Origin of the sequence: Nocardia sp. NPDC049526 (assembly GCF_044465765.1) — a bacterium.
Lineage (GTDB): Bacteria > Actinomycetota > Actinomycetes > Mycobacteriales > Mycobacteriaceae > Nocardia.
Window position 1 is genome coordinate 586,829 of sequence record NZ_JBITMA010000002.1, and the last position, 22,477, is coordinate 609,305.

The 22,477-nt window shown below is 65.5% G+C and carries 25 protein-coding genes; 13 read left to right on the forward strand and 12 right to left on the reverse strand.

Annotation, left to right across the window (positions count from 1 at the left end):
* Nucleotides 1–13: 13 nt before the first annotated feature.
* Genes ACIBW7_RS07280 through ACIBW7_RS07290 form a run of 3 tightly spaced genes read left to right on the forward strand, consistent with a single transcriptional unit; the run spans nt 14 to nt 2,644 of the window.
* The gene (locus tag ACIBW7_RS07280) at nt 14–1,117 is read left to right on the forward strand and encodes a lycopene cyclase family protein (RefSeq protein ID WP_397045017.1); all 1,104 of its coding nucleotides are present in this window, start codon (nt 14–16) and stop codon (nt 1,115–1,117) included.
* Nucleotides 1,117–2,052 carry a Ku protein gene (locus tag ACIBW7_RS07285; RefSeq protein WP_397045019.1) on the forward strand — a complete coding sequence of 312 codons (936 nt, stop codon included), beginning with the start codon at nt 1,117–1,119 and terminating at the stop codon, nt 2,050–2,052. Before ACIBW7_RS07280 ends, ACIBW7_RS07285 begins: the two co-directional genes overlap by 1 nt.
* A gap of 34 nt (nt 2,053–2,086) precedes the next feature.
* Nucleotides 2,087–2,644 (forward strand): GNAT family N-acetyltransferase, encoded by a 558-nt coding sequence (locus ACIBW7_RS07290; protein WP_397045021.1) that lies wholly within the window; start codon nt 2,087–2,089, stop codon nt 2,642–2,644.
* Between the two features lie 6 nt (nt 2,645–2,650).
* Here the strand turns inward: ACIBW7_RS07290 and ACIBW7_RS07295 are convergent, their stop codons facing one another.
* Entirely contained in the window at nt 2,651–3,028 is a 378-nt protein-coding gene (locus ACIBW7_RS07295; protein WP_397045023.1) for a nuclear transport factor 2 family protein, read from the reverse strand.
* 88 nt (nt 3,029–3,116) lie between these two features.
* Here ACIBW7_RS07295 and ACIBW7_RS07300 point away from each other — a divergent pair, with 88 nt between their 5' ends.
* Nucleotides 3,117–3,896, forward strand: coding sequence for a helix-turn-helix domain-containing protein (locus tag ACIBW7_RS07300; RefSeq protein ID WP_397045025.1), 780 nt, complete (start codon nt 3,117–3,119; stop codon nt 3,894–3,896).
* A 3-nt stretch (nt 3,897–3,899) separates the two neighbouring features.
* Here the strand turns inward: ACIBW7_RS07300 and ACIBW7_RS07305 are convergent, their stop codons facing one another.
* On the reverse strand, nt 3,900–4,520 hold the full coding sequence (locus ACIBW7_RS07305; protein WP_397045027.1) for a hypothetical protein: 621 nt from the start codon (nt 4,518–4,520) through the stop codon (nt 3,900–3,902).
* A gap of 391 nt (nt 4,521–4,911) precedes the next feature.
* Here ACIBW7_RS07305 and ACIBW7_RS07310 point away from each other — a divergent pair, with 391 nt between their 5' ends.
* Complete coding sequence (locus tag ACIBW7_RS07310; protein ID WP_397045029.1) at nt 4,912–5,964, forward strand: isopenicillin N synthase family dioxygenase; 1,053 nt, start codon at nt 4,912–4,914, stop codon at nt 5,962–5,964.
* Nucleotides 5,965–5,973: 9 nt separating this feature from the next.
* On the opposite strand, the gene ACIBW7_RS07315 is transcribed toward ACIBW7_RS07310, so the two are convergent.
* Nucleotides 5,974–6,840 carry a MetQ/NlpA family ABC transporter substrate-binding protein gene (locus ACIBW7_RS07315; protein ID WP_397045031.1) on the reverse strand — a complete coding sequence of 289 codons (867 nt, stop codon included), beginning with the start codon at nt 6,838–6,840 and terminating at the stop codon, nt 5,974–5,976.
* A gap of 131 nt (nt 6,841–6,971) precedes the next feature.
* On the opposite strand from ACIBW7_RS07315, the gene ACIBW7_RS07320 reads away from it, so the two are divergent.
* Genes ACIBW7_RS07320 through ACIBW7_RS07330 form a run of 3 tightly spaced genes read left to right on the forward strand, consistent with a single transcriptional unit; the run spans nt 6,972 to nt 9,531 of the window.
* Nucleotides 6,972–7,844 (forward strand): MetQ/NlpA family ABC transporter substrate-binding protein, encoded by an 873-nt coding sequence (locus ACIBW7_RS07320; RefSeq protein WP_397045033.1) that lies wholly within the window; start codon nt 6,972–6,974, stop codon nt 7,842–7,844.
* Nucleotides 7,841–8,866: a methionine ABC transporter ATP-binding protein gene (locus tag ACIBW7_RS07325; RefSeq protein WP_397045035.1), complete on the forward strand. Its 1,026-nt coding sequence runs from the start codon at nt 7,841–7,843 to the stop codon at nt 8,864–8,866. The genes ACIBW7_RS07320 and ACIBW7_RS07325 overlap by 4 nt, the downstream gene beginning before the upstream one ends.
* Nucleotides 8,867–8,868: 2 nt before the next feature.
* The gene (locus ACIBW7_RS07330; protein ID WP_357472111.1) at nt 8,869–9,531 is read left to right on the forward strand and encodes a methionine ABC transporter permease; all 663 of its coding nucleotides are present in this window, start codon (nt 8,869–8,871) and stop codon (nt 9,529–9,531) included.
* Between the two features lie 70 nt (nt 9,532–9,601).
* On the opposite strand, the gene ACIBW7_RS07335 is transcribed toward ACIBW7_RS07330, so the two are convergent.
* From ACIBW7_RS07335 to ACIBW7_RS07375, 9 genes are all read right to left on the reverse strand, one after another.
* A complete protein-coding gene (locus ACIBW7_RS07335; RefSeq protein ID WP_397045037.1) occupies nt 9,602–10,039 on the reverse strand; it encodes a DUF4189 domain-containing protein in 438 nt (145 codons plus the stop codon).
* Between the two features lie 104 nt (nt 10,040–10,143).
* Nucleotides 10,144–10,596 (reverse strand): DoxX family protein, encoded by a 453-nt coding sequence (locus ACIBW7_RS07340; RefSeq protein ID WP_397045039.1) that lies wholly within the window; start codon nt 10,594–10,596, stop codon nt 10,144–10,146.
* A 170-nt stretch (nt 10,597–10,766) separates the two neighbouring features.
* Nucleotides 10,767–11,138: a metal-sulfur cluster assembly factor gene (locus ACIBW7_RS07345; RefSeq protein WP_387284429.1), complete on the reverse strand. Its 372-nt coding sequence runs from the start codon at nt 11,136–11,138 to the stop codon at nt 10,767–10,769.
* Nucleotides 11,135–11,632: a Fe-S cluster assembly sulfur transfer protein SufU gene (sufU, locus tag ACIBW7_RS07350; RefSeq protein ID WP_397045042.1), complete on the reverse strand. Its 498-nt coding sequence runs from the start codon at nt 11,630–11,632 to the stop codon at nt 11,135–11,137. The genes ACIBW7_RS07345 and sufU overlap by 4 nt, the downstream gene beginning before the upstream one ends.
* Before the next feature lie 3 nt (nt 11,633–11,635).
* The gene (locus ACIBW7_RS07355) at nt 11,636–12,889 is read right to left on the reverse strand and encodes a cysteine desulfurase (RefSeq protein WP_397045044.1); all 1,254 of its coding nucleotides are present in this window, start codon (nt 12,887–12,889) and stop codon (nt 11,636–11,638) included.
* A gap of 1 nt (nt 12,890) precedes the next feature.
* The gene (gene sufC, locus ACIBW7_RS07360) at nt 12,891–13,709 is read right to left on the reverse strand and encodes a Fe-S cluster assembly ATPase SufC (RefSeq protein ID WP_357472093.1); all 819 of its coding nucleotides are present in this window, start codon (nt 13,707–13,709) and stop codon (nt 12,891–12,893) included.
* A 39-nt stretch (nt 13,710–13,748) separates the two neighbouring features.
* Nucleotides 13,749–14,960 (reverse strand): Fe-S cluster assembly protein SufD, encoded by a 1,212-nt coding sequence (gene sufD / locus ACIBW7_RS07365; RefSeq protein WP_397045046.1) that lies wholly within the window; start codon nt 14,958–14,960, stop codon nt 13,749–13,751.
* A complete protein-coding gene (gene sufB, locus ACIBW7_RS07370; protein WP_397045048.1) occupies nt 14,960–16,396 on the reverse strand; it encodes a Fe-S cluster assembly protein SufB in 1,437 nt (478 codons plus the stop codon). Before sufB ends, sufD begins: the two co-directional genes overlap by 1 nt.
* On the reverse strand, nt 16,393–17,208 hold the full coding sequence (locus tag ACIBW7_RS07375) for a helix-turn-helix transcriptional regulator (protein WP_397045050.1): 816 nt from the start codon (nt 17,206–17,208) through the stop codon (nt 16,393–16,395). The genes sufB and ACIBW7_RS07375 overlap by 4 nt, the downstream gene beginning before the upstream one ends.
* A gap of 362 nt (nt 17,209–17,570) precedes the next feature.
* Here ACIBW7_RS07375 and mptB point away from each other — a divergent pair, with 362 nt between their 5' ends.
* The 5 genes from mptB (at nt 17,571) to ACIBW7_RS07400 (ending at nt 22,442) form a co-directional block, all read left to right on the forward strand.
* The gene (gene mptB / locus ACIBW7_RS07380) at nt 17,571–19,310 is read left to right on the forward strand and encodes a polyprenol phosphomannose-dependent alpha 1,6 mannosyltransferase MptB (RefSeq protein WP_397045750.1); all 1,740 of its coding nucleotides are present in this window, start codon (nt 17,571–17,573) and stop codon (nt 19,308–19,310) included.
* 125 nt (nt 19,311–19,435) lie between these two features.
* Nucleotides 19,436–20,371, forward strand: a complete 936-nt coding sequence (locus tag ACIBW7_RS07385) for an ABC transporter ATP-binding protein (RefSeq protein WP_397045052.1) — start codon at nt 19,436–19,438, stop codon at nt 20,369–20,371.
* Entirely contained in the window at nt 20,368–21,159 is a 792-nt protein-coding gene (locus tag ACIBW7_RS07390; RefSeq protein ID WP_397045054.1) for an ABC transporter permease, read from the forward strand. The genes ACIBW7_RS07385 and ACIBW7_RS07390 overlap by 4 nt, the downstream gene beginning before the upstream one ends.
* 132 nt (nt 21,160–21,291) lie before the next feature.
* On the forward strand, nt 21,292–22,266 hold the full coding sequence (locus ACIBW7_RS07395) for a heme A synthase (RefSeq protein WP_397045056.1): 975 nt from the start codon (nt 21,292–21,294) through the stop codon (nt 22,264–22,266).
* Nucleotides 22,267–22,280: 14 nt separating this feature from the next.
* On the forward strand, nt 22,281–22,442 hold the full coding sequence (locus tag ACIBW7_RS07400) for a hypothetical protein (protein ID WP_397045800.1): 162 nt from the start codon (nt 22,281–22,283) through the stop codon (nt 22,440–22,442).
* The last annotated feature ends 35 nt before the right edge of the window (nt 22,443–22,477 follow it).

Below are 22,477 nucleotides of genomic sequence, written 5' to 3' on the forward strand. Positions count from 1 at the left end.
CATGGGAAATGCGATGACCGCGGACGTCATCGTCTGCGGACTCGGACCCGCCGGTCGCGCGCTCGCGCACCGCTGTCTCGCGCACGGAATGTCGGTCACCGCAATCGATCCGGTGCCGGATCGTCGCTGGTCGGCGACATATGCGGGGTGGTACGACGAGCTGCCGGGATGGCTGGATCCGTCGGTTGTCGCTACCGCCGTGGAGCATCCGACGGCCTGGGGTACGAGGTCGCATCGACTCGACCGAACCTATGTCGTCTTCGACTCCGCACGGTTGCGGGATTCGCTGAATCTCGACGGCGCACAAATAGTTACCGATCGGGTTGTCGAAATTCGGCGCAACACCGTGACTTTGGCTTCGGAAACAATATTCGGCGCAAAACGTATTATCGACGCACGAGGAATTGCCCGCTCCCCCCAGCTCGCCGAGCAAACCGCGTACGGCGTGGTCGTGCAACGCGACGCCGACATCGAACCCCTGTTCATGGACTGGCGCGTGGACAACGGCGCGGAACCCGATGCGCCACGGTCGTTTCTGTACGCGGTGCCACTGAGCAGGGAGACGATACTGTTGGAGGAGACCTGCCTCGCCGGGTGCCCTGCCCTCGACACCGCGGTGCTGCGCGAACGACTGCATCACCGGTTGCGTTCGCGCGGAATCGAACTCACCGGCACCGAACCCGTCGAGCGGGTGCGTTTCCCAGTGCAGGGCGGCCGCCCCGGACAGCGACGATTCGGCGCAGCAGGCGCATTCACCCATCCCGCAACGGGTTACAGCGTCACCGCCTCGCTCGCCGCCGCCGACACAGTCGCCCGCGATGCGTCGGCATGGCCCGCCAAGGCGCGAGCGGTACACGCGTTGCGGTCGGCGGGCCTGCGCGCGCTGCTCGCGCTGCCGCCCGCCGACCTTCCCGTCTTCTTCGATGCCTTCTTCACCCTGCCACCGCAACTGCAACGGGCCTATCTATCGGGCCGCACCGATCTCGGTGGCACCGTCGCCGCCATGCGCACCCTCTTCGCCGGCCTGCCCGCACCGCTGCGTCGGCGCGTCGCGACCGCGACACTCGGGATTCCGATTCGCTCGCCTATTCGAATCGGTTCGTCCATGATGGAGTGATGGCACGAGCTATCTGGAAGGGCTCGATTGCGTTCGGGCTGGTAAACGTCCCTGTCAAGGTGTACACGGCTACCGAGGACCACGACATTCGGTTCCACCAGGTGCATGCCAAGGATGGTGGCCGGATCAAGTACGACCGCGTCTGCACGGTCTGCGGCAAGTCCGTGCAATACGCCGATATCGATAAGGCCTATGAGTCCCCAGAGGGTGACAAGGTCATCCTGACCGATGAGGACTTCTCGAAGCTGCCCGCCGCCGAGAAGCACGAGATTCCCGTGCTGCAGTTCGTACCCAACGACCAGATCGACCCGATCCTGTTCGAGAAAAGCTACTACCTCGAGCCCGACTCGAACACCCCCAAGGCCTACGTGCTGCTGGCGACCACACTGGAGCGCATCGATCGGACCGCGCTCGTACATTTCACGCTCCGGCAGAAGACCAGGCTCTCTGCTCTGCGGGTACGCGACGGCGTACTGGTGCTGCAGACGCTGCTGTGGCCCGATGAGGTCCGGGCCGTCGATTTCGAATCCCTGGACGGTGTCGCCGAGCCGAAGCCGCAGGAGATCAAGATGGCCGAGACGCTGGTCGAGACCATGTCCGACGATTTCGATCCCGAGCAATACACCGACGAATACCAGATCGAGCTGCAGAAGGTCCTCGACGAGGCCATCGCCAGCGGCACCGGGAAGGTGGTCAGTCAGCCCGAGGAGGCTCCCGCCGCGATGGACGCCGAGGTCGTCGACCTGGTGGCCGCACTGCAACGCAGTCTGGAGGCCAGCGGGCGGCGGACCGCCGAGAGTTCCGGCAAGACAGCCGCCAAGCCCAAGGCCAAGGCGGAACCGGCGAAGAAGGCCACCAAGGCAGCGGCCAAGAAGACCGCCGCCAAGCCCGCCAAGAAGACCGCGAAGAAAGCAGCGGCCCGCAAGGGCGCATAACCGACTGCCCGCATACTCCTGGCAAACTTGCCGCATGGACCCCGCTATAGCGATCGTCCCGATGGGCCTCGGCCATCTGCGCCAGGTGCTCGATCTGGGCTACGAGGTATTCGACACCACGACCAAGCCGTATACCTCGTGGTCGCTCACCTCGGTGGCCGAACATCTGGACAGCCCGGATAACGCGTGCTGGGTCGCCCTCGACTCCGATCGGGTGGTCGGGTTCGTGCTCGGCTCGATGGAGTTCGAGCACCGCGACGACTGGGCCTACCTGGAATGGATCGCCGTCGCGCCGGATATGCAGGGCCTCGGCATCGCCCGCCGCCTCGTCGATATCTGTTCGGATGCGCTGTTCGCCCGCGGCGCGCGGCGCATCGTCACCGATGTCGAGGAGCGCAATACCGCATCGGCGACGCTGATGACGCGCAATGGGTTCCTCCCTGCGGCATCGGTGACACTGTTCGTCCGCCCGAATCCGAATGAGCCCGAACTGGATTCCACGGACGACGCCCTGCCCGCGGTGCCGCCGGGCACGAAGCGGGCGCTGATCCGCCGCGGCCGACTGGCCGGTGAGGGGCGGGGCGCCCGCTAGCCCGGATCAGAACATGCCGTGCGGGAGCTGGTCGGCGTCGGGCACCGGTTGTACGACATCCCAGTGCTCGGTGATCACACCGTCGACCAGCCGCCAGATATCCACCACCGCCACGCCGCGGGCATCGTCGGGCGCGATCATGTGGTAGTGCACGACGGCATATTCATCGTCGGTGATGACCCGTTTGATCTCCAGTCGGGCGGCGGCCACCGGCGCGTTCGCGATGAACTCGATGAAGGCGTCGCGGCCGGACGGATTGCCCGGACTGTGCTCGATGAAGTTCTCGTGCAACAGGTCTCGCAGTATCTCGATATTGCCCGCGCTGAACTGGGCGAGGCCCTGCAGTAAGAGATCCCGATTGCGGGTTGCCAGGTTGTTCGTCATGGCGGTAACCGTCGCAATCGCACGGTAAGCCTGTCGATTACCAGGCATGTAATGGCGGCTGCTCGCGTGGTGTGGTGATACTGGCCGGGTGGATAGCGAACGCCCCGTCGGAGCGCTGCTGCGCGAGTGGCGGCTGCGGCGCAGACTCAGCCAGCTCGAATTGTCCGTGCAGTCGGGCATCTCCACGCGGCATGTGAGTTTCGTGGAGACCGGGCGCACCATTCCCAGCCCGGCGATGGTCGAGCGGTTCGCCGAACATCTGGGGATCCCGTTGCGCGAACGCAATCGGCTGCTGGTCGCGGCCGGATACGCGCCGACGTACCGGCATCGCACACTCGACGATCCGGATCTTGCGCAGGCGCGCGCCGCGGTCCGGCGCGTATTGGATGCCCACGAACCGTTTCCGGCGCTGGCCATCGATCGACAGTGGAATCTGCTGTTCGCCAACACGGCGGCGGAGGTGTTCTTCGAGGGGGTGGCCGCGGAGCTGCTGGAGCCACCTGTCAATATGATGCGAATCGGCCTGCATCCCAAGGGATTCGCGCCCCGCGTGCGGAATATCGAGCAGGTGCGCGGGTTCCTGCTGCCTCGCCTCGCACGGCAGGCGGCGCTGTCCGGGGATCCCGAATTGGCCGCGCTGCACGCGGAATTGAGCGCCTTCGCATCGGAAGGCGTTTTCCCGCAGGTAGATCCGTCCGAGGTCGCGCTGCCCATCCATCTCGACCACCGCGGGACGCAGCTGTCGCTGTTCAATACGATCATGCGGTTCGGCGCGGCCTTCGATGTGACGCTCGATGAGATCGCCATCGAGTCCTACTTTCCTGCCGATCAGACCACCAGCGCCTACCTGCACTCATTTGCCAGGTGATCGTCAGGACTCGGCGGCCCGCGCTTTGCCTTCTTCGAAGAAGTCGAGCAGGGCGGCGGCGTTGTTCACCTCCTCGCGCGAGCGCAGCGCGCCGAACGAGGCATTCCAGAATTCGCCGGTGCGCGGCGTCCATGGGCCGACATAGGCGTACGGTCCCGGATGCGCCGAATCACCCGGTGACACACCGTAATTGACCTCATTGAGGGCGCTGGACAGATCGAAATGCTCCGGCCACAGCACCGGGATGACATCGGGTGCTGTGCAGCGCAGCGTCGAATCCCCGAGCGCGAACCAGTCCGCGATGAGCGCCGCCGCCTCGGGATCGACAGCGAGCTGGTCGCCAGGGTCGACTCCGGTGGTATCGGCGTAGACGTTCGCCGGTGCCTCGGGTTCGAAGCCCGCGGCAGCGGCGACCTTGTCGAAGGTGCCCGCGAGCGCGACCCGGCCCTCCGGCCACACCAGATCGGTACCGACCACCGACACCGGCCACTGCGCACCGCCGAAACCACCGTGCACCACCCGTAGCCGGATGGTCCCGAAACGCCGATATTGTGGGCCGGCGATCAACAACTCCCCCGCTGCGTGCAGTGCGAGCCGGGTGTCCCGGTACGTGATGTCGTCCACCCGGAAATCATCGCCGCTGCGGGCCGCCCGCGCTGGCGAATCGCACCAGCGGAATCAGGACGGATGGGCGATGACCAGCAGCCGGGCTCGTCGTCGACCAGATGCCAGCGGTCCCGCATGGTCGCCGGGAAGGTGATGAAGTCCGTGCGCCGAGCCGGAATCGCCCCGCACCGACCACCTCCACCTCGATCGCCCGGAGATGACATAGCGGCTGCTCACACTGCGAACCACTCGCCGTTGTGCGCACTGGGCTCGATGCGGATTCGATGACCTCGAGTGGACTGTTCGGCCGCATATGCAGCTCCCGGCCGAGTGCGGCCCGCTGGCCAGACCAGCAAATTCTGATTGCTGTCGCCTATCATCTAGATGTTGTCGAGGGAAGGACACTGCCGTGGAATTCCATGTGCCGGTCATCGATATCTCGTCCTACGTCGGAGATGGCGCCCCGGCCGAACGCCGGGCCGTTGCCCGCGCAATCGACGCCGCCGCGAGCACCGTCGGCTTCATGCAGATCACCGGCCACGCAATCCCACAACCGGTGGTCGACGACTTCGCGACCGCACTCGACAGCTTCTTCGACCTCGAATCGGCGACCAAACAGGTCTATCGCACCCCGCCCGAAATCAATCGCGGCTATTCACCGCCCAAGAGCGAGAGTCTCAGCCTGAGCCTCGGCGGCTCGTACACCGCGCGCATGAACGATTACTTCGAGGCATTCAATGTGGGCATCCCCGCGACCGCCTATCCGGCGGTCGAGTTGTCCGCGAGCGACTACGCCGAAAACCTGTGGCCGACGGAGGTTCCCGGCTTCCGCACATCCGTGGAGACTTATTTCGCACACGCCGCGCGCGTCGCGCGAGCCCTCACCACCATCTTCGCCGACGCCCTCGAACTGCCACCGGGCTACTTCACCAGGTTCACCGACCATTCCCTCGACGTCCTGCGGATGAACAACTACGCGCTGCCGCCGGGCACCGTGGATCTCGAAGACGAACTCACCGGTATGGGCGAACACACCGACTACGGCATCGTCACCGTCTTGTGGGCGGACCAGGTCCCCGGTCTCCAGGTCGTCGGTGCCGATAGCCGTTGGCACGATGTACAACCCGCCGACGACGCCCTGCTGGTCAACCTCGGCGACGTGATGGCGCGCTGGACCAACGAACGCTGGCTCTCCACCCTGCACCGGGTCATGCCGCCGATCACCGATGGCACCATCCAAAGACGCCGCAGCGCGGCCTTTTTCCACGACGGCAATCCGGATGCCGTCATCGAAACGCTCCCCTCTTGCCTCGGTGCGGGCAGTAAATACGCCCCGATCACCGTCGCCGAGCACCTGCGCACAAAACTCGCCGGTTCTCGTGCCCTGCAACCCAATACCAATGCCACTCGCGAAGCGGCACGAGCCCTCGCCGCGGCAAGCAACAAACGCACTCCGGAGTGAGCACGCCACTCACTTGCGGAATTCGGTCTCCAACTCGGCCAGTGTGGCTTGCAGATCCGCCGCATCATTCGTCTTGAAGATGCCCTGGAATCCGGCCTCCGCACGGATGGCTGCCTCGACCTCGGGATCGTGGTAGAGCTGCACCAGCGCAAGCAGTTTCGGGTTGTCCTTGTCTTCGGCGCGAGCCGCGAAAATATTGATGTACTGCTTCAGTTCCGGGCGTTCCGGGTCGTCGGTGAAGATGGTCTCGTTCTTGGTGAGACCCGCGGGACGAGCGAAGGTGTCGTCGACGAACGCGGCGTCGACACTCTCCAGAGATTGCGCGGTCAAGGTCGGATCGATGGTCTTCAGCGTCACCCGCGATGCGTCGGTGTCCACATCCTCGATCTTCGAATCCCAACTCGCACCGCCCTTCAGCACGATCAGTCCGGCGGCGGCCAAGCCGAGCAGCGGGCGGACCTGGTTGGCCGGGTTGTTGCTCAGGGTGATCTGGCCGCCCTTCGGGATCTCTGCCACCGACTTGTGCTTGCGCGAATACAGCGTGAGCGGGTAGATCTCGGTCGCGCCGATCGGCACCAGGGTGTTGTTGTTGCGGACGTTGTAGTTGGCCAGGTACCGCACGTGCTGGAACTTGTTGAGATCGATCCGGCGTTGTGCCAGTGCGGGATTCGGCTGGTTGTAGTCGGTGAAGTTGACGAATTCGACGGCGATGCCCTGTTCGGCGGCCTTCTTCTGGTAGACATCCCAATGCGGCAGCGAGATGTCGTTCACGCCGATGCGCACGACATCGTCATGGTGCTCCCGACCACACGCGACCCCACCGGCGGCCAGGGCAAGAAGCAGAGGAATCACCAGAACACGGCGCAGCAATCGCATTGCAGGCAACCTAGACGCTCGTCCAATTAGTTGCCAGAGTTTCGCTCAGCACAATCCAAACCGTTGTCCGCCCCCCGGGCGCATCGGTTGGATTACCGGGTTCATATTGCGACAAGCATTCGGGAGCACGAGTGAAATTCCATCGGGTACTGGCGATCCCGGTCCTGGTAGCCACCGCGGCCCTCACCCTGACGGCGTGCGGCGACAACAAGGCTTCCGCCGACAACGTAGTGCGCATCGGCACCACCGACAAGGACCACGCCTGGGACGTCTTCGAGGAGAAGGCCAAGGCTCAGGGCATCACCCTGCGGATCACCAACTTCTCCGATTACAAGCAGCCGAACCTCGCACTGTCGCAAAAGCAGATCGATCTGAATCTGTTCCAGCATCTGCAGTTCCTCGGCGCCTACAACGTCGCCAATAGCGACACCCTGACGCCGATCGCCTCGACCTACATCGTGCCGCTCGGGCTCTACTCCAAGAAGCACAAGTCGCTCACGGATCTGCCGCAGGGCGCCGAGATCGCGATCCCGAACGATCCGACCAATCAGGCACGTGCACTGTTCGTCCTGCAAGCTGCTGGTTTGCTGAAACTCTCCGGCGACAGCAAGGCACCGACCCCCGCCGATATCGATAAGGGCGCGTCCAAGGTCAAGGTCACCCCGGTCGACGCGGCGCAGACCGCGCTCTCGCTGGCCTCGGTCGACGGATCGATCATCAACAACACCTTCCTCGATCGTTCCGGCATCGACCCGAATTCGGCGCTCTACAAGGACGATCCGAAGAATCCGGCGGCCGAGCCTTACATCAATGTCGTGGTGTCCAGGGCCGAGGACAAGAACAACGAGCTCTACCAGAAGGTAGCCCAGCTCTGGCACGATCCGGAGGTGCAGCAGGCGCACGCCGAGGTCACCAAGAACACCGCGGTCGAAGTAAAGCGCAGCGGTCCCGAGTTGGAGCAGATCCTGGCCAGGGTGCAGCAGACCGTCAAAGACGGCAAGTGAGCGAGCAAGCGGTACCTGCTGTCGAATTCCGGTCGGTCACGAAGGTCTTCGGCAAGGGCGCGGATGCGCAGGTCGCGCTCGACGATATCGACCTGCGCATCGAACAGGGCGAGATCTTCGGTGTGATCGGCTATTCCGGCGCGGGTAAGAGCACGCTGGTCCGGCTGATCAACGCATTGGAGAAGCCGACCACCGGCACCATCGAGGTCGCAGGCACGCCCGTCACGGGTGTGCGGGAGGCCGAGGTGCGCCGCATCCGCCGGGATATCGGCATGGTGTTCCAGCAGTTCAACCTGTTCCGATCGCGCACGGCCGCGGGCAATATCGAATATCCGCTCAAGGTCGCGGGCTGGAAGCGCGCCGAACGCAAGGCACGGGTGAAGGAGTTGCTGGAGTTCGTCGGGCTCGCCGACAAGGCCCGCAGCTATCCGGATCAGCTCTCGGGCGGTCAGAAGCAGCGGGTCGGTATCGCGCGGGCACTGGCGACCTCGCCGGCGCTGCTGCTCGCCGATGAATCGACCTCGGCGCTGGATCCGGAGACCACCGGTGAGGTGCTGCGGCTGCTGAAGAAGATCAATCGCGAACTCGGCGTCACCATTGTGGTGATCACGCACGAGATGGATGTGATCCGCACGGTGGCCGATCGGGTCGCTGTGCTCGCCGAAGGCAAGATCGTCGAATTGGCCAGCACCTTCGAGGTTTTCGCTACCCCGCAGGCGGCGCCGACACAGTCGTTCGTCGAGACCGTGCTCCACAATCGGCCCGACGCCGAAGAACTGCGGCGACTCGGTGAGCTGCACGGTGGACGGTTGGTCACCGTGGATATCGACGACAAGCGTGGGATCGGTACGGCGCTGGCCGCGGCCGCGCATGCGGGTGTCGAGTTCGAGGTGGTGTACGGCGGGGTGAGTACGTTGCAGGACAAGACGTTCGGCAGCGTGACGCTGGCATTGCGCGGTTCCGATGACGATGTGGACAAGGTGGTCGAGGTATTCGATCGCCGCGTCGACTGCAAGGGGTAGCCGTGCATACGGATTGGGACAAACTCCGGCCGGTACTGACCGAGGCCATCGGCACGACCATCTATCTGGTGCTGCTCACCTTCGTGGTCGGCGGATTGATCGGATTGTTCCTCGGTACCGCCCTCTACACCACCCGCAAGGGCGGGCTGCTGGCGAACGCGCCGATCAATGTGCTGCTCAATGTGTTGGTGAATGTGGTCCGGCCGATTCCGTTCATCATTCTGCTCGCGGCACTCGGTCCAGTCACCCTGGAAGTGGTCGGAACAACCATCGGCACCGAGGCCGCTGCCTTCGTCATGATCGTGGCGGCATCCTTCGGTATCGCCCGCATCGTGGAACAGAATCTGGTCACGGTGGATCCGGGCGTCATCGAGGCGGCCAGGGCGGTCGGCGCCGGGCCGCTGCGGATCATTCTGACACTGCTGATCCCGGAAGCGTTGGGGCCCTTGGTGCTCGGCTACACCTTCGTGGTGATCGCCATCGTCGATATGTCCGCCATGGCGGGCACGGTCGGCGGCGGTGGGCTCGGTGACTTCGCGCTGGTCTACGGATATCAGCGCTTCGACTGGCAGGTCACCCTGGTCGCGACATTGATCATCATCGTCGGCGTGCAGGGGATTCAGTTCCTGGGCAACATCATTGCCCGAAAGGTGCTGCGCCGCTGATCTCTCGGCGCGGCCACATCCAGGTGCGCTCTCGACGCCGATCGCGTCGAGAGCGCACTCGGTTTTCCGTTCAGCTCGCGTTCGCGGTGCACTGCGAATCGACGATGCGCGGTTCGCGCGGCACCGAACTGCCGAAGTTCAGCAGCGGCGGCGGTGCGGTCGGCCCCGCGTTGGCGATCGCCTGCTGCTCGGCCTCGGCCCGTGTCGGCGCCCAGGCCCAGCCCAGATGATCATCGCCATTGCGGGCCACGGCCGCGCACGCATTGGCGAATTGCACGATGACATGGCAGGTGGGCAGTCCGCACTGCTGCACCGCGGCGCGGTCCGAATCCGCCCAGTTCGAGTAGTTGTACGCCCATCCGAGGGTCGCGTCGCCGCGCGACGAGACCGAAATCGCCAACGAGCCGTAGAGGCCATCGTCCGCCTGTGCGGTGCCGGCACCGGCGGCGACGAACGCACCCGCGGACGCGGCAGCCAGACCCATGGCAGCCTTGGACGATAGTGACATGTGTTGCGCTCCCCAGTTCCGAAAATAGCTTCGGATCGAAATCCTGACCGTTCCGATCCGAATTGTCCAAATCTTTGTATCACCAGAGCTGGACAACCCGGCGGTCAGCGATCCCCCAGCGCCACAGCTCCTCTTGCCGCCGATGCCGACGAACCCCACGGCGGCACCACATCTCGCCAGTCCGCCGGCCAATTCGCCAGCGCGACAACTATCATGATCACCAGATGAATCGGCGCCGAGGTGCCCTGCCAGAACGGCGCGTCATCGATCAGATGTGTGGTCACCGCCCCGGTCAGCACCAGCACCAGCATGGCCGCGCCCAAGAATCTGCTCTCCCGGCGCGGAAGCACGAGCAGCACAGCGGCGATCAACTCCAGCCCACCGACCACGAACCGCATGTTCGGATGAAATCCCCACTCCGCGAACTTGTCCGAATAGGCGGGCCCGAAAAACGTAGACCCGGGCCAGAACTTGGTTGCGAAGCCGACGAAGAACTCGAATCCGAGAAACCAGTAGAGCCCGGTGCGTACCCGCTCCGACCGCAAGCGTTGCGACATGTTCCCTCTTCCGCAGGTCATCCACCGCGATGCGGCGGCGACGGACATCTGCCCGCCACCGCTATGACCAGGCCCGGCCGGGAATTGTGACGGCGGCCGGAACCGAAGCGACCCCGACCGTATGGTCGGGGTCGCTTCGAATGGGTTCGGGCGCGGCCGGATTCGTAGTGCTAGACGGTGAAGCCGAGGGCACGGAGTTGTTCGCGGCCGTCTTCGGTGATCTTGTCGGGGCCCCACGGGGGCATCCAGACCCAGTTGATCTTGAGGTCTTCGACCAAGCCGGAGCGGACCAGTGCGTTGCGGGATTGGTCCTCGATGACATCGGTCAGCGGGCAGGCCGCCGAGGTGAGGGTCATATCGAGGGTGGCGATATTCTCCTGGTCGACGCTCATGCCGTAGACCAGGCCGAGGTCGACGACATTGATGCCGAGTTCGGGGTCGACGACATCGCGCATCGCCTCCTCGATGTCCTCGAGCTGCTTGATGTCCTCGGCCGAAAGTTCGACCTGCTCGGTCGTTTCGGTGACTGGTGTCTCACTCATGACGGTTGTTTTCCATTCGTGGAGATGTCGCTGCCCATAGTCCGCTTCGCCTCTTCGGCCGAGGTTATCCGAATCACCGCATCCTTGAACGCCAGCCAACCCAGCAGGGCGCATTTGACTCGGGCCGGATACTTCGACACTCCGCTGAGCGCGATGCCGTCGCCGATCATGTCCTCGTCACCCTCGACGGTGCCGCGGCTGGAGATCATCTCGTTGTACGAGTCGACGACCTTCAGCGCCTGCTGCACCGGCAATCCGATCACCTGATCGGTGAGGATCGAGGTGGCGGCCTGACTGATCGAACAGCCCTGACCGTCGTAGGACACATCGGCGACATCACCGTTGCCGTCGAGCTGGACGCGCAGGGTCACCTCGTCACCGCAGGTCGGGTTGACGTGGTGCACCTCGGCACCGAACGGCTCCCGCAGCCCGCGGTGATGCGGGTGCTTGTAGTGATCCAGGATCACTTCCTGGTACATCTGCTCCATGCGCATGTCTTATGCAACTCCGAAGAAGCTCTGGGCCTTCCGCACGGCGGCTACCAACTGGTCTACCTCATCGAGGGTGTTGTAAACCGCGAACGACGCACGGGCCGTCGCTTGCACGCCGAGGCGGCGCATCAGCGGCCACGCGCAGTGGTGGCCCACTCGCACTGCGACGCCCTCGTCGTCCAGAATCTGCCCGACGTCATGGGCGTGGATGCCGTCGACCACGAACGACACCGCGCCGCCGCGGTCGATGTTCTCGGTCGGGCCGACGATCCGCACGCCCGCGATCGCGGCGAGTCCGTCCAGCGCCGCGCCGGTGAGCGCATGCTCATGTGCCGCAACGGCGTCCATGCCGATCGCTTCGAGATACCGCACGGCCGCGCCCAATCCGACCACCTGCGAGGTCATCGGCACACCGGCCTCGAAACGCTGCGGCGGCGGCGCGTAGGTGGTGCCCTCCATGGTGACGGTCTCGATCATCGAACCGCCGGTGATGAACGGCGGGGTCTCCGCGAGCAGCGCGCGCCGCCCGTAGAGCACGCCGACACCGGACGGTCCGAGCATCTTGTGCCCCGAGAACGCGGCGAAGTCGACGCCGAGTTCACGGAAGTTCACCGGCATATGCGGCACCGACTGGCAGGCATCGAGCACCGTCAGTGCGCCGACTTCCTTTGCCCGACGGACCAATTCGGCGACATCGGTGACCGCACCGGTCACATTCGACTGGTGGGTGAACGCGACAACCTTGGTGGCGGGCGACAATTCGAGTGAATCGAGATCGATGCGGCCGTCATCGGTGATGCCGTACCACTTCAGCGTCGCGCCGGTGCGGCGCGCGAGCTCCTGCCACGGCACGAGATTCGCGTGGTGTTCCAGCTCGGTGATGACGATCTCGTCGCCGGGGCCCACGTGGTACGGGAACCGGCTGTCGGCGAACGAGTAGGTCACCAAGTTCAGCGATTCGGTCGCGTTCTTGGTGAACACGATCTCATCCGCGTCCACGCCGACGAACCGGCCGATATCGGCGCGGGCGCCCTCGTACGCGTCGGTCGCCTCCTCGGCCAGCTGGTGCGCACCGCGGTGCACCGCCGAATTGCTCTCGGTCAGGAACTTCCGTTCCGCGTCGAGTACCGCGAGCGGACGCTGCGAGGTCGCGCCGGAGTCCAGGTACACCAACGGTTTCCCGTCCCGAACCGTGCGGCTCAGGATCGGGAAGTCGGCCCGGATCCGGGCGACGTCCAGGGTGCGGACCGTGGCGGTCATATCAGGCTCCAGCGGTAGCGGACTGGGGGACGGCAGTCGGCGCAGCCGACGGGGTGGGTGAGCCCTGAGTGAAGCGGACGTAGCCATTGGCGTCGAGTTCCTCGGCCAGCTCGGCGCCGCCCTCGGCGACGATGCGGCCGCCGACGAACACATGCACGAATTCGGGCTGGATGTAGCGCAGGATGCGGGTGTAGTGCGTGATCAGCAGCACGCCGCCGTTCTCGCGCTCCTTGTAGCGGTTGACGCCCTCGGAGACGATGCGCAGCGCGTCGACATCCAGGCCGGAGTCGGTCTCGTCCAGGATGGCGATCTTCGGCTTGAGCAGACCCAGCTGCAGGATCTCGTGGCGCTTCTTCTCACCGCCGGAGAAGCCCTCGTTCACGCTGCGATCGGCGAAGGCGGCGTCGATTTCCAGCTCGTTCATCGACTCCTTCACCTCCTTGACCCAGGTGCGCAGCTTGGGGGCCTCGCCGCGGACCGCGGTGGCGGCGGTGCGCAGAAAGTTCGACATCGAGACACCGGGGACCTCGACCGGGTACTGCATGGCCAGGAACAGACCAGCCCGCGCCCGCTCGTCGACGGACATCGCGAGGACGTCCTCGCCGTCGAGGGTGATCGAGCCGGAGGTCACCGTGTACTTCGGGTGTCCGGCGATCGCGTACGACAGGGTCGACTTGCCGGAGCCGTTCGGGCCCATGATGGCGTGGGTCTCACCGGAGGAGATGGTGAGGTTCACGCCCTTGAGGATCTTGATGGGCTCGCCGGACTCGTCCGGGTTGGCGACCTCGACGTGCAGGTCCTTGATTTCCAGGGTGGTCATCGAATTCGAGTTCCTTTGTGGGGGTAGATGGTTCGGGTATCAGACGCCGATCGCGGCGAGCTCGGCCTCGATGGCCGCCTCCAGCCGCTCCCGGATCTCGGGGACCGCGATCTTCTGGATGATCTCGTGGAAGAAGCCGCGCACCACCAGGCGGCGGGCCGCATCCTCCGGGATACCGCGAGCGCGCAGGTAGAACAGCTGCTCGTCGTCGAAACGACCGGTCGCGGATGCGTGTCCGGCGCCAACGATCTCGCCGGTCTCGATCTCCAGATTCGGCACCGAATCGGCGCGCGCGCCGTCGGTGAGCACCAGGTTGCGGTTCACCTCGAAGGTGTCGGTGCCCTCGGCCGCGGCGCGGATGAGCACGTCACCGACCCACACCGTGCGGGCATCGCCCTTGGGCGAATGCGGATCACCCTGCAGCGCACCCTTGTACAGCACATTCGACTTGCAGTGCGGCACCGCGTGGTCGATGAGCAGGCGCTGCTCGAAGTGCTGACCGGCATCGGCGAAGTAGAGGCCGAGCAGCTCGGCGTCGCCGCCGGGACCGTCGTAGCGCACGTTCGCGGTGAGGCGCACCAGATCGCCGCCCAGTGTCACCGCGATGTGCCGCAGCGTCGCGTCGCGACCGAGCTCGGCGTAGTGCGCGGTGGTGTTCACGGCGTCGTCGGCCCAGTCCTGGACCGCGACGACGGTCAGCTTCGCACTGTCACCGAGCACGAATTCGACGTTCTCGGCGTAGGTTCCGCTGCCACGCTGGTCGATGACCACGGTGGCGATGGCGAAATTGCCGAGGCGAATCTGCAGGTGCCCGAAGGCGGTCTTACCCTCGCCGGGACCGGTGACCGTGATGACCACGGCCTCGGCGACCTCGGTCTCCGCGCCGACCGACACGACCGTCGCCGACTCGAAGCCCGAGTATGCCTGGGCGGCAACACGATCCGACGGCACACCGGCCGCGCCGAGACGAGAGTCGGTGCGCGCCACCGTCTCCACGTGCACACCGGCGACCGAGGAGACCTCGACCGTGGCCTTGCCGTCGCGGACCGCGGTGCCGTCGTGCAGACCGCGCAGTCGACGCAGCGGGGTGAACCGCCACGCCTCGTCCTTGCCCGAAGGCACCTCGAAGGCGTTCACGTCGTAGGAGGTGAAGACCTCCCCTTTGTTGGTCGCGGCCCCTGCGCCCGGGTTCTGAATCGGCTTGGCCGTGGGGTTCTCGCCCTCGACCGCTCCAATTACGCCAGTCGCCATCAGCCAACGGCCCCTTCCATCTGCAGCTCGATGAGCCGGTTCAGTTCCAATGCGTATTCCATCGGGAGTTCCTTGGCGATCGGCTCGACGAAGCCGCGCACCACCATCGCCATCGCCTCGTCCTCGGTGAGGCCGCGGCTCATCAGGTAGAACAGCTGGTCCTCGGACACCTTCGAGACGGTGGCCTCGTGGCCCATGGTCACGTCGTCCTCGCGGATGTCGACGTACGGGTAGGTGTCGGAACGGCTGACCGTATCGACCAGCAGCGCATCACATTTCACGGTCGACTTGGAACCGTGCGCGCCCTTGTTGACCTGAACCAGACCGCGGTAGGAGGCCCGGCCGCCACCACGCGCCACCGACTTGCTGATGATGGTGGACGAGGTATGCGGCGCCAGGTGCAGCATCTTCGCGCCGGTGTCCTGGTGCTGGCCGGGACCGGCGAAGGCCACCGACAGGACCTCACCACGGGCGTACTCACCGGTCATCCAGACCGCCGGGTACTTCATGGTGACCTTGGAGCCGATGTTGCCGTCGACCCATTCCATGGTCGCGCCCGCCTCGGCCTTGGCCCGCTTGGTGACCAGGTTGTAGACGTTGTTCGACCAGTTCTGGATTGTGGTGTAGCGGCAGCGGCCGCCCTTCTTCACGACGATCTCGACCACCGCGGAGTGCAGCGAATCGGACTTGTAGATCGGCGCGGTGCAGCCCTCGACGTAGTGCACGTAGGCGCCCTCGTCGACGATGATCAGGGTCCGCTCGAACTGGCCCATGTTCTCGGTATTGATCCGGAAGTAGGCCTGCAGCGGGATGTCGACGTGCACGCCCGGCGGCACGTAGATGAACGAACCACCCGACCACACGGCGGTATTCAGCGCGGAGAACTTGTTGTCACCGGCCGGGATCACCGAGCCGAAGTACTGCTCGAAGATCTCCGGATGCTCGCGCAGACCGGTGTCGGTGTCCAGGAAGATGACCCCCTGCTTCTCGAGGTCCTCGCGGATCGAGTGGTAGACGACCTCCGACTCGTACTGCGCGGCGACACCGGCGACCAGGCGCTGCTTCTCCGCCTCCGGGATGCCGAGCTTGTCGTAGGTGTTCTTGATGTCCTCGGGCAGGTCTTCCCAGCTCTCTGCCTGCTTCTCGCTGGAGCGCACGAAGTACTTGATGTTGTCGAAATCGATACCGTCGAGGTTGGAGCCCCAACTCGGCATCGGCTTGCGATCGAAGATGCGCAATGCCTTGAGCCGATGCTCGAGCATCCAATCGGTCTCGTTCTTCTTGGCCGAGATGTCGCGGACGACAGCCTCGGACAGGCCTCGTTGCGCACTGGCACCGGCCACATCCGAATCGGCCCAGCCGTAACCGTATTTGCCCAGGGAAGCAATGGTTTCTTCCTGAGTGAGCGGTTGCACCTGGTCGGTGGTCGTCGTCATTCGGCACTCCTTCCGGAGTCGTTCGTACGTACCGCTGCGGGCTGTGCAGCGGTTTTATGGGAAGCGCTATCGGTAATAGGGAGAACGAACAGCGGCACATGGGTAGTGCACGCGCAGTCGCCGTTGGCGATCGTCGCAAGTCGCTGCACATGGGTTCCGAGCAGGTCCCGGAAAGCCTCGAGTTCGGCCTCGCACAACTGCGGGAATTCCTCGGCGACGTGGGCCACCGGGCAGTGGTGCTGGCAGATCTGCACGCCCGCGCCGACCTTGCGGGTGGACGCGGCGAATCCGGCGTCGGTGAAGGCCTCGGCGATCTCGTCCGCCTTGGCGGTGGTGGTCTCGGGGGTGTGTTCGGCGACCGGTTCGATGCCCGCGACGATGGTCCGTGCCCGCTTGCGCGCGAAATCGGCAATGGCCTGCTCGCCGCCGACCTCACCGAGCTGGCGAATGGCCGCGCCGGCCAGATCGTCGTAGGCGTGGCCGAGCCGTCCCCGGCCGACGGCTGTCAGCTGATATTGCTTGGCGGGGCGGCCGCGACCCTTCTGCTGCCACGGCGCCGAGCGGCTGGCCCGCGCCTGACCGGATTCGATCAGTGCGTCCAGGTGCCGACGGACGCCGGCCGGCGTCAGGCCGAGCTTGGTGCCGATTGCGGTCGCGGTGATCGGGCCCTCTTCGAGCAGCAGCTGAACCACGGCGGCGCGAGTATGTCCTTCACCGCCCGTGACCAGGGGCGCGGGCGCAGCAACGGACCCGGCACCGGTACGGCGACCGGCCCCTCGATCCTCGTCGTGCGGCAAACCCACGGTTTTCACAACACCAGTGTGACGGAATTAGTTCCCGGAATCTAATAAGGGTGCCCTGAGTTGAACGGGGCGATGACCTGCACGGAAGCGCTTTTCCAGCGGCATGCGGATGCAATATGTTCACCACCTGCGGATCTCGTGCATCGACAGGTCCGAGCACCCGGCGAAATTTCGAATGCGATTTAGGCCACACTTCGGTGACGAAAATCCGTCAGCGCACCGTGACCAGCTTCATCGGCACCTGACAGCCGGGCCGATTCGAACTTCCGCGGCCACGCTTGCGCTCGGGTCCGAACGTAGCGCGAACGTGCCCCGCGGTCGGTTCCGCGGGCACCGGATACGCCGGTGGTATCGGCTACGCTGACCGCGTGATGTCAGGCGAACACGGCGAACCAGGTGTCGAGCGCAGCCGGTCGACCACCCTGATTCGCCTGCGTCGGACCGCGCCCATCAGCACCGCCGTTGCGCTGGGGCGTCGGATCATCGGTCTGGATGTCCCGCCCGACCACACCGTCGGCGACACCCTGCACATCAACGAACCCGAGGCCGCCGAACTCAACCCGCAGGAGACCGCACAACTGCGTCGCGTCCGCCTCTTGGGCGCAACGGGTGCGGTCATGATGGCCATCGGCGCGCTCGGTCTCGGCGCCCAGCCCACGCTGCAGAACCCGACCTACGGCAAGGCGATTCTCGGGCTGCCCGCGCGCGTGCACAATTCAGGGCTCGCGACGACCATGGTCGGCACGGTCATCGTCATGCTGGCCTGGCTGCTGCTCGGCCGATTCGCACTCGGGTTGCAGTCCAACCGCATTCGCCGCATCAGCCGATCACAACTGGACCGCACGCTGCTGCTGTGGATCATCCCGCTGTCGGTCGCACCGCCGATGTTCAGTCAGGACGTCTATTCCTATCTGGCCCAGGGTGAGATCGCGGCGAGCGGACTCGATCCCTACGACGTCGGCCCGGTACAGGGGCTCGGCCAGGACCATATTCTGACACGCAGCGTCCCCAACATCTGGCAGAATTCGCCCGCGCCGTACGGGCCCCTCTCGATTTGGCTGGGCAAAGGCATCGCCGAAATCGTCGGCGACAATATGCTCGCCGGAGTGCTGCTGCACCGAATGATGGCGTTGCTCGGCGTGGCCTGCATCGTTTGGGCGCTGCCGCGACTGGCACAGCGCTGTCGAGTATCGCCGGTGGCCGCATTGTGGCTCGGCGCCGTGAACCCACTGGTGATATTCCACCTGGTATCCGGTGTGCACAACGAGGCCATGATGCTCGGCCTGATGCTGGTCGGGTTGGAATACTGTCTGGCGGCCCTGAGCAACGTCGGACCGATGCGCGGACACGCACTCGTACTGCTCTTATCGGGCACCACGCTGATAGCGCTGTCCGCCATGGTCAAGATTCCATCGATGCTGGCCCTGGCATTCGTGTGGATGGCATTGAGCCGAAAATGGGGCGGCGATTGGCGTGCGGTGCTCAGATCCGCGCTATTCCTCGGTTGCGTCACCGGTACCGTCATGCTCGCGGTATGCCTGGGCAGCGGTCTCGGTTTCGGCTGGATAGACACCCTGACCATGGCCAACTCGGTGCGCAGCTGGATGTCGCTACCCACCGCACTCGGGGTCGTCACCGGATTCGGCGGCGTCCTACTGGGATTGGGCGACCACACCACCGCCCTGTTGAGCATCACCCGACCGATCGCGGCGGTCGCGGCCTCGCTGATCGTGGTGCGGCTGATGGTGGCCACCTGGCGCGGACGGCTGCATCCGGTCGGTGCGCTCGGCGTCGCCTTCGGCGCGGTCGTTCTGCTGTTCCCGGTAGTGCAGCCTTGGTATCTGCTCTGGGGCATCGTTCCGCTGGCGGCGTGGGCCAGCCGACCCGCCTTCCGGGTCCCGGCCACGATCGCCTCGGCTGCGATCAGCGTCATGCTGATGCCGTCCGGAAGCGAAATCCAGCCTTTCGTCCTTATCTATGCGGCCTGCATCACCATCCTCACCTGCACGCTGATGATCCTCGCCACCCGCAAGTCGCTGCCGTGGCGGCTACACCACCTCGGCGCCGACACCGCGCCCACCGCGGCCGGTCCTTCCGGACCGCAGAGTTGACGAGGCAGGGGTGTCGTCCGGGTCACATCCGTCGACGGCTTACGGTGTGACACCGTGAGGGAGCGAAGCGAGCGAACAATGGGCACAGCACCCTTGGACGCGACGGAGCCGAGCACCGAGGCGCGATGGTGACCGCAGCCTCGGAACCCGCCGTCTGTATCGACGGCGTCGTCAAACGTTACGGCGAGACCACCGCCGTCGCCGGGATCAGCTTCGCGGTCGAACGGGCACAGGTGCTGGCCCTGCTCGGCCCGAACGGCGCGGGCAAGACCACGACGGTCGAAATGTGCGAGGGGTTCAAAACCCCGGATGCCGGTTCGGTCCAGGTCCTCGGACTCGATCCGATCGCCGACTCCGACCGGCTGCGGCCGCGCATCGGCGTCATGCTGCAGGGCGGGGGCGCGTACCCGGGTGCGCGCGCGGGCGAGATGCTCGACTTGGTCGCCGCCTACTCGGCTGACCCGCTCGATCCCGAGTGGTTGCTGAAAACCCTTGGCCTGCAGGACAACCGGCGTACACCCTACCGACGGCTGTCCGGCGGCCAGCAGCAGCGGCTCGCCCTGGCCTGCGCGCTGATCGGGAAGCCTGAGATCGTTTTCCTCGACGAACCGACCGCGGGCCTGGACGCACAGGCCCGGCACATCGTGTGGGAGCTGATCGACGCGCTGCGCCGTGACGGGGTGACGGTGCTGCTCACCACGCACATGATGGACGAGGCCGAGCAACTGGCCGACCAACTGGTCATCATCGATCACGGGCAGATCGTCGCCTCCGGCACGCCCGCGGAGGTGACCGCACACGGCGCGGCCGGCCAGCTGCGCTTCACCGCCCCGCCGAAACTCGATCTAGGCCTGTTGAAAACCGCTCTGCCGGAAGGCTTCTCGCCGCGCGAGACGATGCCGGGGCAGTATCTGGTCGAGGGTGAGATCGATCCGCAGGTGCTGGCGACGGTGACCGCGTGGTGTGCGCAGCAGAATGTGCTGGCCACCGATATCCGGATCGATCAGCGTCGCCTCGAGGACGTCTTCCTGGAACTCACCGGACGGGACCTACGCGGATGAATCAGCCAGATCTCGTCGGAAACCGCTTCGCGCCGGGCACTTTCGCCCCCGATCCGCGCCCGAGCAGCCGCCTCGCCATGATGACCGCGCAGACCCGGCTCGAGCTGATCCTGTTGCTGCGCAACGGCGAACAGCTGCTGCTCACCATGTTCATTCCGATCACGCTGCTGGTCGGGCTCAGCCTGTTGCCGTTCGGGGACCTCGGCGAGGACCGGGTCGACAAGATCGTGCCCGCGGTCATGATGGTCGCGGTGATGTCGACCGCCTTCACCGGACAGGCCATCGCCGTCGGATTCGACCGGCGCTACGGTGCGCTCAAGCGCCTCGGCGCTACCCCACTCCCCCGCTGGGGCATTGTGGCCGGCAAGAGCGCCGCGGTACTGATCGTGGTGGTGATGCAGGCAATTCTGTTGGGAGCCATCGGATTCGCGCTCGGGTGGCGACCGGAACTCGCCGGGCTCGGGCTCGGCGCGCTGGTGATCGCGCTCGGCACAGCCACTTTCGCGGCAATGGGTCTGCTGCTCGGCGGCACGCTCAAGGCGGAGATCGTGCTGGCGCTGGCGAATATCCTCTGGTTCGTCATGCTCGGCATCTCGAGCATCGTGTTCGCATCCGACGATCTGCCTTCGGCGGTGAATGTGCTCGTGCGGTTGGTGCCGTCCGGCGCGCTGGCCGTCACGCTCGAAGACGCCATGCGCACCAGCATCGACTGGTTCGGCATCGCCGTCCTCGCCGCCTGGGGCGGCATCTCCGGCTTCCTCGCCACCCGCTTCTTCCGCTTCGACTAGTCCGCTCGAGATCGCGGCGGGGTTCTCTCGATCGAAGTCGCCCTGGCGTCCGCCCGATCTCGAGCGGACAGCAACGACGGAATGTAGTAGACCGGGTGCGGGTGGCCGAAGTGGCCCGGCTACGATCGTCGGGTGCTGTATCGCGCATTCCTGCGACTCGTCGATCTGCTCCCGCTGCCCTCGTTGCGGGTGCAGCGCCTGATCGCCATCGCGGTCATCGTCTCCCAGGCGGGTATCGCCGTCACCGGTGCGATCGTGCGTGTCACGGCATCCGGACTCGGGTGCCCGACCTGGCCGCAGTGCTTCCCGGGCAGCTTCACCCCGACCGGTGTGGCCGAGGTTCCGGTGCTGCACCAGACCGTCGAGTTCAGCAACCGCATGCTGACCTTCGCGGTGACACTGTGCGCGGCGCTCATCGTGCTCGCCGTCACCCGGGCCCGACGCCGTCGTGAAGTGCTGGTGTACGCGTGGATGATGCCGGGCGGCACGGTGCTCCAGGCGATCATCGGCGGTATCACCGTGCGCAGCGGTCTGCTGTGGTGGACAGTGTCGGTGCATCTGCTGGCGTCGATGCTGATGGTGTGGGTCGCGGTGGTCATGTTCGCGAAGGTCAGCGAACCCGACGACGGCATCGAAGTGATCCAGGCGCCCGCGCCACTGCGCTGGCTCACCGGGCTGAGCGGGGTCGCGCTCGCCGGGGTCCTCATCGCGGGGACGCTGGTCACCGGCGCCGGACCGCATGCGGGCGATAAGAGCATCGAGCGACCGGTCGAACGCCTGCAGGTCGAGATCGTCACCCTGGTGCATCTGCACTCGCAGCTGCTCGTCGGCTATCTCGCACTGCTCATCGGGTTGGCCTTCGGGCTCTTCGCCGTCGGCATCACCCCCGCCGTCCGCACCCGACTGTTCGTCCTGCTCGGCCTGGTCTGCGCCCAGTCCCTGGTCGGCGTCGTGCAGTACTTCACCGACGTGCCCGCCGCGCTGGTCGCCACCCACGTCGGCGGCGCCGCAGCCTGCACCGCCGCCACCGCCGCCCTTTGGGCTTCCCTGCGCACCCGCGAACGCGTCACGGCGTCGGTCTCCAACTCCGCCGAACAGTTGGCATAGCGCACACTGTTCCGATGCGCCCATCAGCATCGAGTACCGAAGCGCCACAACCGTTCCCGGATATCGAGCCGTATGCGCGCGGCCTCCTCGACGTCGGCGACGGCAACCAGGTCTATTGGGAGACCAGCGGTAACCCGCACAGCAGGCCCGCGCTGGTAGCGCAACGGCAATGGTGAATGGTCCGATGATCGGATGCAATTCGGCGGCGGAC

Coding starts and splice junctions, on each gene's coding strand:
- ACIBW7_RS07385 (WP_397045052.1), top strand. CDS start 19,436: ATGGTGACCGCAGCCTCGGAACCCGCCGTCTGTATCGACGGCGTCGTC.
- ACIBW7_RS07340 (WP_397045039.1), bottom strand. CDS start 10,596: ATGTCGCAACGCTTGCGGTCGGAGCGGGTACGCACCGGGCTCTACTGG.
- ACIBW7_RS07285 (WP_397045019.1), top strand. CDS start 1,117: ATGGCACGAGCTATCTGGAAGGGCTCGATTGCGTTCGGGCTGGTAAAC.
- sufB (WP_397045048.1), bottom strand. CDS start 16,396: ATGACGACGACCACCGACCAGGTGCAACCGCTCACTCAGGAAGAAACC.
- ACIBW7_RS07355 (WP_397045044.1), bottom strand. CDS start 12,889: ATGACCGCCACGGTCCGCACCCTGGACGTCGCCCGGATCCGGGCCGAC.
- sufU (WP_397045042.1), bottom strand. CDS start 11,632: ATGCGCATGGAGCAGATGTACCAGGAAGTGATCCTGGATCACTACAAG.
- ACIBW7_RS07335 (WP_397045037.1), bottom strand. CDS start 10,039: ATGTCACTATCGTCCAAGGCTGCCATGGGTCTGGCTGCCGCGTCCGCG.
- sufD (WP_397045046.1), bottom strand. CDS start 14,960: ATGGCGACTGGCGTAATTGGAGCGGTCGAGGGCGAGAACCCCACGGCC.
- sufC (WP_357472093.1), bottom strand. CDS start 13,709: ATGACCACCCTGGAAATCAAGGACCTGCACGTCGAGGTCGCCAACCCG.
- ACIBW7_RS07295 (WP_397045023.1), bottom strand. CDS start 3,028: ATGACGAACAACCTGGCAACCCGCAATCGGGATCTCTTACTGCAGGGC.
- ACIBW7_RS07390 (WP_397045054.1), top strand. CDS start 20,368: ATGAATCAGCCAGATCTCGTCGGAAACCGCTTCGCGCCGGGCACTTTC.
- ACIBW7_RS07290 (WP_397045021.1), top strand. CDS start 2,087: ATGGACCCCGCTATAGCGATCGTCCCGATGGGCCTCGGCCATCTGCGC.
- mptB (WP_397045750.1), top strand. CDS start 17,571: ATGTCAGGCGAACACGGCGAACCAGGTGTCGAGCGCAGCCGGTCGACC.
- ACIBW7_RS07315 (WP_397045031.1), bottom strand. CDS start 6,840: ATGCGATTGCTGCGCCGTGTTCTGGTGATTCCTCTGCTTCTTGCCCTG.
- ACIBW7_RS07280 (WP_397045017.1), top strand. CDS start 14: ATGACCGCGGACGTCATCGTCTGCGGACTCGGACCCGCCGGTCGCGCG.
- ACIBW7_RS07345 (WP_387284429.1), bottom strand. CDS start 11,138: ATGAGTGAGACACCAGTCACCGAAACGACCGAGCAGGTCGAACTTTCG.
- ACIBW7_RS07400 (WP_397045800.1), top strand. CDS start 22,281: ATGCGCCCATCAGCATCGAGTACCGAAGCGCCACAACCGTTCCCGGAT.